At 60.8% G+C, this 10293-nt stretch carries 7 protein-coding genes; 4 read left to right on the top strand and 3 right to left on the bottom strand.

Features of this window, described 5'->3' with window-relative positions:
* Positions 1 to 1158, bottom strand: a 1158-nt coding sequence (locus WBF74_RS03970) for an FAD-binding oxidoreductase (protein ID WP_424435502.1), incomplete at its 3' end; no start/stop codon positions are given.
* A gap of 145 nt (positions 1159 to 1303) precedes the next feature.
* Here WBF74_RS03970 and WBF74_RS03975 point away from each other — a divergent pair.
* The 4 genes from WBF74_RS03975 to WBF74_RS03990 are packed head-to-tail and all read left to right on the top strand — an operon-like array spanning position 1304 to position 7038.
* On the top strand, positions 1304 to 1798 hold the full coding sequence (locus WBF74_RS03975) for a thioesterase family protein (protein ID WP_424435505.1): 495 nt from the start codon (positions 1304 to 1306) through the stop codon (positions 1796 to 1798).
* 55 nt (positions 1799 to 1853) lie between these two features.
* Positions 1854 to 4190, top strand: coding sequence for an ATP-dependent helicase (locus tag WBF74_RS03980; protein WP_424435508.1), 2337 nt, complete (start codon positions 1854 to 1856; stop codon positions 4188 to 4190).
* Positions 4183 to 5181 (top strand): 50S ribosomal protein L11 methyltransferase, encoded by a 999-nt coding sequence (locus WBF74_RS03985; RefSeq protein WP_424435520.1) that lies wholly within the window; start codon positions 4183 to 4185, stop codon positions 5179 to 5181. Before WBF74_RS03980 ends, WBF74_RS03985 begins: the two co-directional genes overlap by 8 nt.
* Positions 5182 to 5223: 42 nt before the next feature.
* Entirely contained in the window at positions 5224 to 7038 is a 1815-nt protein-coding gene (locus WBF74_RS03990; protein WP_424435511.1) for an aminopeptidase P family protein, read from the top strand.
* A gap of 4 nt (positions 7039 to 7042) precedes the next feature.
* Here WBF74_RS03990 and WBF74_RS03995 read toward each other — a convergent pair whose 3' ends face one another.
* Positions 7043 to 8251 carry a GNAT family N-acetyltransferase gene (locus WBF74_RS03995; protein ID WP_424435514.1) on the bottom strand — a complete coding sequence of 403 codons (1209 nt, stop codon included), beginning with the start codon at positions 8249 to 8251 and terminating at the stop codon, positions 7043 to 7045.
* 99 nt (positions 8252 to 8350) lie between these two features.
* On the bottom strand, positions 8351 to 10293 hold a 1943-nt coding region (gene ligA / locus WBF74_RS04000), incomplete at its 5' end, for an NAD-dependent DNA ligase LigA (RefSeq protein ID WP_424435517.1).

A 10293-nucleotide genomic window follows, 5' to 3' on the forward strand; every position in this document is an offset into this window, starting at 1 on the left:
CATCAGCATATGGAAATTTCCATCACCCACATGACCAACGATCGGTGCCTTCAGGAAGGAACCCTGAAGATCGGCAAGCGTGCCGGAGATCGCTTCTGCAAGCCGCGAGATCGGCACACAAACATCCGTGACCATGCCCTTCTTGCCGGGCGCGGAAGCAAGCGCAGCATAATAGGCATTGTGCCGCGCCTCCCAGAGCCGCGTGCGATCTTCCGCTTTTGATGCCCACTCCGCTCCGCCCGCGCCGTGCCCCGAAGCGATGGCACTGAAACGCTCCGCCTGTTCGGCAACAGAGGTTTCCGTTCCGTGAAACTCCACAAAGAGCGTCGGCACCTCGGCAAGACTGAGCTTCGAATAGGCGTTGCAAGTGCGGATGGCGAGCGGATCGAGAATCTCGATCCGCGCAATCGGAAGGCCCGACTGGATCGTCTCGATCACTGCATCAACGGCCCCTTCAAGCGATGCAAAGGGAACGAGCCCGGAGCGCACGGCTTCGGGAATACCGTAGAGCCGGAGCGTAAGTTCAGTGATGATGCCGAGCGTGCCTTCCGAACCGACAAGAAGCCGCGTGAGGTCATATCCGGCGGATGATTTCCGCGCCCGCGTGCCCGTGCGGATGATCGAGCCATCTGCCATGACCGCCGTGAGCGCCAGCACATTCTCGCGCATTGTGCCATAGCGCACGGCATTGGTGCCCGACGCCCGCGTCGCCGCCATACCGCCAAGCGTTGCATTGGCACCGGGATCAATCGGGAAGAAAAGCCCCGTATCGCGCAGATAGTCGTTCAGCGTCTTGCGCATCACACCCGCCTCCACACGCACATCCAGGTCTTCGGCATTCACCTCGATGATGCGGTTCATCCGGCTGAGATCGAGTGACAACCCGCCATGCACGGCAGAGACATGCCCCTCAAGCGAGGTGCCTGCACCAAAGGGGATGACCGGCAGGCGATGCGCCGCGCAGATGCGGACAATGGCAGCAACCTCCTCCGTTGTTTCCGCAAAGGCCACCGCATCGGGAAGGGAAACGGGATGCCAGCTCTCATCGCGCCCATGCGCCTCGCGCATGGCGGCAGACCGCGTGAGCCGCTCGCCAAGCAGCGCGGCAAGTTCCGTAAGCGCCGCCTCTCTGCTCTCTTGTGTCACCGCTTCCTGCATCACTCTCTCCCTGATCGGGGAAGCCTAGCACTGCCCCTCGGCCGCGTCATGGCGCTCCGGCTATGGATTGCCGCTTGCCCTTCGCCTAGGCTCATGCTCTCGATAAGCAGAGAACGGGGTAAGCCCGTCACAGAGGAGAACGACCATGACAGACACCACCCCCGCCGCGCCGCTCGAAAGCCCCATCCGCAGGGTGGAGCCTGAATGGGTCGATCTGAATGGCCACATGAACATGGCCTATTACCATCTCGTTTTTGATGAATCGCTCGACGTGGCCTTCTCGACGCTCGGCATCGGCTGGGATTATACGCAGAAGGGGGAAGGCTCCTGCTTCACCGCGGAAGTGCATGTCTGCTACCTCGCGGAAGTGAAGGAAGGCGATCCCCTGCGCGTCACCTATCAGATGCTTGATGCGGATGAGAAGCGCATCCATGTCTTTGGCCATATGTATCACGCTGAGAAAGGCTATCTCGCGGCCACGAGCGAGCAGATGTGCATTCATGTCGATATGAAATCACGCCGCGCCTCTCCCTTCCCCGCCGCGCAGCGGACGAAGATTGAAGCGATGAAGCAGGCTCACGCCCATCTGCCTCGCCCGCCACAGGCAGGCCGCGTCATCGGCATCAAGCGGGTAAAATAGGCGGCTCGACACATGATTTAGCGGGGCGGGCAACACCTGCTATTATGCCGGAATCATGACCACAGCCGACGATCCTTTTGATCTTGGGAACATTCCCGAGGAAACCACTGCCCGCTCCACAAGCCAGCAGGCCATGGCGGCCATGCGCGCGCCCTATCTCGAGGGGCTGAATGCCGAGCAGCGCGAAGCGGTGGAAACGGTGGACGGGCCGGTGCTCGTGCTCGCCGGTGCGGGCACGGGCAAGACAAGGGTGCTGACCACCCGGCTTGCCCATCTTCTTGCCACGCGCCGCGCCTGGCCGGGGCAGATTCTCGCGGTGACATTCACCAACAAAGCCGCCCGCGAGATGCATGAGCGCACGGGCCGGCTGATCGGCGGTGCGGTGGAAGGCATGCAATGGCTTGGCACCTTTCACGCCCTGGGCGCGAAGATGCTGCGCCGGCATGCGGAACTGGCCGGCCTCCGCTCCGACTTCACCATTCTCGATGCCGATGACCAGATCCGCCTGATGAAGCAGATCATTCAGGCAGAAAATATCGACGAGAAACGCTGGCCTGCCCGCCAGCTTGCCCTTCTCATTGATGGCTGGAAGAACCGGGGCCTGACGCCCGACAAGGTTCCGGCGGGGGAAGCCCAGTCCTTTGCAAATGGCAAGGGCGGCGAGCTTTATGCTGCCTATCAGGCGCGGCTCAAGGTGCTGAACGCTGCGGACTTCGGAGACCTTCTTCTGGAAGTGCTGACCATCTTTCAGCGCCACCCCGAAGTCCTTGCCGAGTGGCAGGACCGTTTCAAATACATGCTGGTGGATGAATATCAGGACACCAACATCGCGCAATATCTGTGGCTTCGCCTGCTGGCGCAGAAGCATCGCAACATCTGCTGCGTTGGTGACGACGACCAGTCGATCTATGGCTGGCGCGGCGCGGAGGTGGATAACATTCTCCGCTTCGAAAAGGATTTTCCGGGCGCAAAGGTCATCCGCCTTGAGCGGAACTACCGCTCCACCGCCAATATTCTGGGTGCTGCCTCGGGCCTCATCGCCGCGAATGAACAGCGCCTCGGAAAGACGCTCTGGACGGAAGCGAATGACAATGAAGGTGACCCGGTAAAGATCGCCTCCTATTGGGATGGCGAGGAAGAAGCCCGCGCCGTTGCGGAAGAAGTGGAGCAGTTGCAGCGGCAGAGCCATTTGCTGAGGGACATGGCAATCCTTGTGCGCGCCTCTTTCCAGATGCGCGAATTTGAAGACCGTTTCATCAATCTCGGCATTCCCTATCGCGTAGTCGGCGGTCCGCGTTTCTATGAACGCGCCGAAATCCGCGATGCGAACGCCTATCTTCGCCTGATCGCTCAGCCGGATGACGATCTTGCCTTTGAGCGGATCGTGAACCGGCCACGCCGTGGCCTTGGCGACGTCGCCCTTCAGACGATCCACAAGCTCGCGCGGGCGGAGAACACCTCGCTTTACCGCGCCTCCAAGATGCTTGTCACCACAGAGGAGCTGAAGCCCGCCGCCCGGCGCGCACTTGCCAATTTTGTGGAGATGGTGGAACGCTGGCGCTCGCTCGTGCCGGGTATGCCGCATACGGAGCTTGCCGAAATCGTCCTCGACGAATCCGGCTATACGGAGATGTGGCAGAATGACAAATCCGCCGAAGCGCCGGGAAAGCTCGAGAATCTGAAAGAACTCGTGCGCTCCATGGAACAGCATGAAACGCTTGCGAGCTATCTCGAGCACATCTCCCTTGTCATGGAAAATGAACAGAACGACACCGCGGATAAGATCAACCTGATGACGCTGCACAGCGCCAAGGGGCTGGAGTTCGACACGGTGTTTCTGCCCGGCTGGGAAGAAGGACTTTTCCCGCATCAGCGTTCGCTAGATGAAAATGGCATGGCCGGGCTGGAGGAAGAACGCCGCCTCGCCTATGTCGGCATCACGCGTGCTAAGAAGCGCGCCTATATTTCCTTTGCCGCGAACCGCCGCATCCACGCGCTCTGGCAAAGCTCCATCCCCTCCCGCTTCGTGGATGAATTGCCGAAGCATCATGTGGAAGTGACAGAATCTGCGATGGCCGGTGCGAGTTACCAGAATTACGGCCAGAGCCGCTTTGCGCAGGATTTCGCGCGCGACAGCAATTATTCAAGTCCCGGCTGGCGGCGCGCGCAATCAAATGCCGAAATGCGCACAAAGCCGCCCGCCTATGAAGCCCATGCAGAACTTGTTGCGACAAGCGATCCCGCAGCGGCGAGCTATGTGCGGGGCGAGCGCGTCTTTCACCAGAAATTCGGCTATGGCCATGTCGCGGAGATAGACGGCAACAAGCTCACCGTCGATTTCGAGAAGGCAGGCCGCAAAAAGGTGATCGACAGTTTCCTTGAGCGTGTGTGACGATGCCTCCGCATTTCTCGACCATCGCCCTTCCCGCAAGCCCAAAGGCACCTCACAGATGACCGCTGTCTGGAAAGTCTCCTTCACCGTGCCTTACGAGGTGGCGGACAGTTTCACAGACGTGCTGGAAGCCGCGATCTGGCCGGAAGCTCTCGCCATATCAACGCTGGAAGCCGAGCCCGGCTCAGGCCCATTGGTGCAAACCGCCTCCGACTGGAACGAGGTCGAGGCGCATGGAGTATGGCGGGTTGAGGCGCTTTATGCCGATGAACCCGAAGAAGAAACAATCCGTGAGCTGATCGCGCGCGCGGAAAAGGAAAGCGGCGTCAAGGCCAGGGACTTCCGCATTGAACTTCTGCCGGATGAAGACTGGGTGTCACGCTCCCTCGAAGGGCTGGAACCAGTACGCGCAGGGCGTTTTTTCGTGCATGGCAGCCATGACACGGACAAGGTGCCCGCAGGCGTGATCCCCATTCTCGTTGATGCGGGGCAGGCCTTCGGCACCGGCCACCACGAAACGACCTCCGGCTGCCTCGAATATATTTCCGAGATTGTGAAGCCCGGCGTTCCGCTCAACGCGCTCGATATCGGCACGGGCACCGGCGTTCTCGCCATCGCTATTGCAAAGCTCGCCCGTGTGAATGTTCTCGCCTCCGACATTGACCCGGTAGCCGTGCGCGTAACGAAAGAGAATGCGAAGGCAAATGGCGTCGGCTCTTTCGTCACAGCCGTCACCGCGAAGGGTTTTGGCCATACAAGCCTCGCGGCCCGGGCACCTTATGACCTCATCATCGCGAATATCCTTGCCCGCCCGCTTGTTTCCCTCGCCCCCGCCTTCCGCGCCCATCTGAAGCCGGGCGGCACGCTGATCCTTTCCGGCACGCTGCAAACACAGGAAAGCATGGTGACAAGCGCCATGCGGATGCAGGGAATGCACCTTGTCTCGCGCAAGCCCATGGGGGACTGGGTGACGCTCCGCATGGCAGGCTAAAGCCCCATTGCCGGTTTCCACGCCTGCCCTTACATTCACCTCATGTTCCAGACCTATGAAGACAGCGCGAACCCGGCGCTTGGCAAAACGCGAACCGCAAACCTCCGTGAGGAACTTGCGCGCCGCGGGCTTGACGGATTCCTCATCCCCCGTGCCGACGAGCATCAGGGCGAATATGTCCCGCCCCATGCGGAGCGGTTGCGCTGGCTGACCGGCTTTAACGGCTCGGCAGGCATGGCCATTGTGCTGAAGGACAAGGCCGCAATCTTCGTCGATGGGCGCTACACACTTCAGGTCCGCACCCAGGTCGATCTCGGCACATTCGAAGTGCGGCATCTGATCGAGGAGCCGCCCGCGCGCTGGATCGAGGAGAACCTGCCCAAAAGCGGCAAGCTCGCCTATGACCCCTGGCTCCATACGCTTGACGGTGTGGCGCGGCTGCGGGCCGCGGCGGAAAAGGCAGGTGGCGCGCTTGTGCCGGTGGAAACAAACCCGCTCGACGCCGTGTGGGACGACCAGCCCCCGCCCCCGCTCGCGGAAGTCCGCCCTCACCCTGTTGAGTATGCGGGCGAGCCTGCATCAGAAAAGATCCACCGGATCGCGGCTGATCTCGGCGCAAGCGGTGTAAACACCGCGGTGCTCACCATGCCGGACTCGATTGCATGGGTGTTCAACATTCGTGGTGCGGATGTGCCGCACACGCCGCTGCCTCTCTCCTTTGCCTTGCTGCATGAAGACGGCCATGCTGACCTCTTCATTGACGAGCGCAAGCTCGGCGCGGAGGTGCGCGCGCATCTCGGCAATATCGTGACGCTCCATCCGCGTGAAGCGCTGGGCGATGCGCTGGAAGCACTCGGCCGCACGAAGAAAACCGTCCTCGTTGATCCGGCGACCTGTGCCTCATGGATTGCCGCAAAACTTTCTGATGCGGGCGCAGAAGTGCGGCGCGGACAGGACCCCTGCGAATTGCCGAAGGCGATCAAGAATGACGCGGAAATTGCTGGCACACGCGCCGCCCATCTGCGCGACGGCGTGGCGCTGACGAAGTTCCTCGCCTGGATTGCCTCTGAAGCACCGAATGGCGGCGTGACCGAAATCGATGCAGCAAAGCGCCTCGAAGCCTTCCGCGCGGAAACCGGAAAACTGAAGGATGTGAGCTTCGACACGATTTCAGGCGCAGGTGCGAATGGCGCCATCGTCCATTACCGCGTGACGGAAGCTACCAACCGACCGCTCAAGCCGGGCGAGCTTTTCCTTGTCGACTCCGGCGCACAATATCTCGACGGCACGACAGACGTTACTCGCACCATCGCAATCGGCACCCCCGGCGCGGAAGAACGCGACCGCTTCACCCGTGTGCTGAAAGGCCATATCGGCATCGCAACTGCGCGCTTCCCTGAAGGCACATCCGGTGCGCAGCTTGACGCTTTCGCGCGCATGGCGCTCTGGAAGGCAGGCCTCGATTACGACCACGGCACGGGCCATGGCGTCGGCTCCTACCTTTCCGTGCATGAAGGCCCGCAGCGCATTTCGAAAATGGGTCATGTGCCGCTGAAAGCAGGCATGATCGTCTCGAACGAGCCGGGCTACTACAAGACCGGAGCCTATGGCATCCGCATCGAAAATCTCGTCGTGGTGACACCGCCTGCCCCGGTGGAAGGGGGCGAACGCATGATGATGGGTTTCGAGACGCTGACCCTTGCCCCCATCGATCTCAATCTCGTCGAGAAAAGCCTGCTCACTTCGGAAGAAGTGGAATGGCTGAACGCCTATCACGCGCGCGTGCGCGAGGCGCTTTCACCTGGTCTCGACGCCGAGATGAAGGAATGGCTCGCAGAGGCTACGCGGGCAATCTGATTTTTCAGGAAGGTCTGAGGCCGCGCCGCAGCTTCAGAGGCAGGCGCTCATAAAGCGCCTTGGCCGCCGGGCGGATCGTTGCAATCCACGCAAGGGCGAGATAGCCGCTCCAGCCGAGCACAACGCCATAGTCTCGCACGGCAATACGTCGGTTGCTCCATGCCAGCTTGTAATCATCCGCAGGCGGCAGCGGGTCATACTCATCGAGCCCCGCCTCCACACAGTCGCGAATGGTAAGCTCCGTCACAACGAAACCGGGGCTGTGCTTGGCAAAGGCGGGCGAGAAACTGCCCATATAGGCGTAATGCCGGCCACCGCGCCGGAAGCCGATTTCAATGGCCGCTACCTCGCCACCAACCGAAAGGCAGGAGATGACAAGGCCGGACTGTGCCTTTGCGTCCCCCGCCAGTGCGACGAGACATTGCTGCGTGCGATTGTCGATCACCGCACGGCCATAGAGACCGCGTTCCGCGAGCCACGCACGCTTGAAATCAAAAGCCTGCGCAACAAGCTCAGCCGCGCGCGGGCCCGGCGTCACAATCTCAAAATTCAAGCCGCCAAGGGAGTCGAACTTCCGCATGCGCTTCGCGTTGCGCTTCGCCTGCGGCCAGCTCTCCGCGAGAAATGCATCGAGATTGCTGAAATGCGCTGTATCGAGGACCGGCGCTTCTGCCTTGCCGCCAATCTGCTTTCCGCGCCGCTCGGCCCAGTCAGCAATGGCGCTGTCGGCCCGCACACCGGACAGGTGAAGAAACCCCACATCCGACCAGCCACCTATTTCGCGAAAGGCAGCATCAATCCATTCGGTGCGGCATTTTCTGGCCGTGACCACATCGCCATATTGTCCGATGGGGTCGCCCGCCCAACAGGCAACCCTTCCCAAAGGCGTGGTTTCGACCATGAGCGGCCAGACAAGAACAAGCTCGCCGTCCTCGCGCACGCCAACAACGCGAAGTTCCGTGCGCGCATCTGCAAAATGTTCTTCCCAGGCCAGCACCAGATCGCATGCCTGAAAGGCCGTACCAGCCCGCAAGCTGCGCGCCTCGAGTGCCTGCCACTCGGCCGCAAGCGATTGCGCGTCTTTCCCTGCAAGGGTGAACGTAGAAGCATGTTCAGCTTCTTCTGAAACCCGCCCGCGCGTAAGCGCCGCGCCAACTGCATAGACAAGCTGGTCGAGAATCAGCGTTTCCTGAAGGAGCAGAATTGCTTCCATATCTCTCCGCCCAGGGCTGCGCCGTCGCAGCCGGTTTCTTCGGCCAGTATCGGAAGAGAAGGTTAAGATCGTCTAACCCGGGCAAAATGGAAGTTTTTCTTAACTTTCCGCCATTTCGATCCATTGATCTTCGTCAATGATTTCGATGCCGAGTTCACGGGCCTTGGCGAGCTTCGAGCCAGCGCCCGGCCCCGCCACGATGAGATCGGTCTTGGCGGAAACGCTGCCCGCAACCTTCGCCCCCATCTGCTCCGCCCGCGCCTTCGCTTCAGAACGCGTCATGCGCTCCAGCGTGCCGGTAAAAACGACAACCTTCCCGGCAATAGGCGAGTTCGTCGCCTGGGCTTCAAGCGGCAAGGCCTTGACGCCTGCATTGCGCAGACCTTCCAGCACTTCGAGATTGTGCTTCTCGGAGAAGAAATCGACGAGCGACTCCGCCAGCACCTCGCCAATGCCGCCAATGGAAAGCAGTTCAGCCCGCGCATCACTTTCCGGGTCTGCAGCTGCGATCATCTGCGCTTCGAAGTTCTCCAGCGTCCCATAGCTCCGCGCGAGAAGCCGCGCATTCGTTTCACCCACATGGCGGATGCCGAGCGCAAAAATGAAGCGATCAAGATCAACTTCCCGCCTGCTATCTATGGCCTGAAAGAGTTTCTTGACGGAGGTTGCCCCCCAGCCCTCACGATCTTTCAGCTTCTTGAGAGATGTCTTGTCGCGTGCTTCCAGCGTGAAAATATCATCGGGACGGGAAATGAGCTTGTCCTGATAGAAGGCAGCGATCTGTTTCTCACCAAGCCCTTCAATATCAAACGCATTGCGCGATACGAAATGGCGGAGCCGTTCCACTGCCTGTGCGGGACAGACAAGCCCGCCCGTGCAACGCATAACGGCGTCGAGCTTGCCCGTCTTGGGGTTCGTCTCGCGTGTCGCGTGGCTGCCGCATTCGGGGCAGGTATTCGGAAAAACATATGGCTTCGCGCCTCGGGGCTTCTCCTCCACCACGCGCACGATTTGCGGAATGACATCGCCTGCCCGCTGCACGACAACCGTGTCGCCGGGGCGAACGCCGAGCCGCTCGATTTCATCCGCATTGTGCAGCGTTGCATTGGAGACGACCACGCCGCCCACCGTCACCGGCGTCAGCCGCGCGACAGGCGTCAGCGCGCCGGTGCGGCCCACCTGAATCTCGATCCGCTCCAGAACGGTTACGGCCTGTTCCGCAGGAAATTTGTGCGCAATCGCCCAGCGCGGTGAGCGGGAGACAAAACCGAGACGGTTCTGCCAGTCGAGCCGGTCAACCTTGTAAACAACGCCATCAATATCGTAGCCGAGTTCTGCGCGGCGCTTTTCGATATCCCGGTAAAATTCGATGAGCGCTTCCACGCTCTCACATCGCGTGAAAAGCGGGTTCACGGTGAAGCCCCATTCCGCGAAGGCTTTAATCATGCCCGACTGCGTGGTGGCGGGCATTTCCGACATCTCGCCCCAGGCATAGGCAAAGAAGCCAAGCGGGCGTGAGGCAGTCACCTTCGGATCAAGCTGCCGGAGAGAGCCTGCCGCCGCATTGCGCGGATTGGCGAAGACCTGCTTTCCCGCCTCCCGCTGGCGCGCGTTTAAAGCCGTGAAGTCATCATGCGCCATATAGACTTCGCCGCGCACCTCCACGACATCCGGCACATTCTTGCCCTTGAGCGTTTTGGGAATGGCCGAGATGGTGCGCAAATTCTCGGTGACGTTCTCACCCTCGCGCCCGTCGCCGCGCGTCGCGCCCTGCACGAGCACACCCTTCTCATAGCGCAGCGCCGCCGAAAGCCCGTCGATCTTCGGCTCCGCCGTCACGACAAGCTCGTCGTCTTCCTTGAGGTTCAGGAACTTGCGAATGCGGTTCCAGAAATCCGTGACATCCGCATCATCAAAGGCGTTGGAAAGCGACAGCATGGGTATGCTGTGCAGCACCTTGCCGAAGCCTTCCATCGGTGCCGTGCCAACGCGAAGATTGGGGCTGTCCTCTCGCTGAAGCTCCGGGTAGCGCGCCTCGATAG

The sequence above is a fragment of the Parvibaculum sp. genome, from assembly GCF_049672805.1.
In the GTDB taxonomy this organism is placed as follows: domain Bacteria; phylum Pseudomonadota; class Alphaproteobacteria; order Parvibaculales; family Parvibaculaceae; genus Parvibaculum.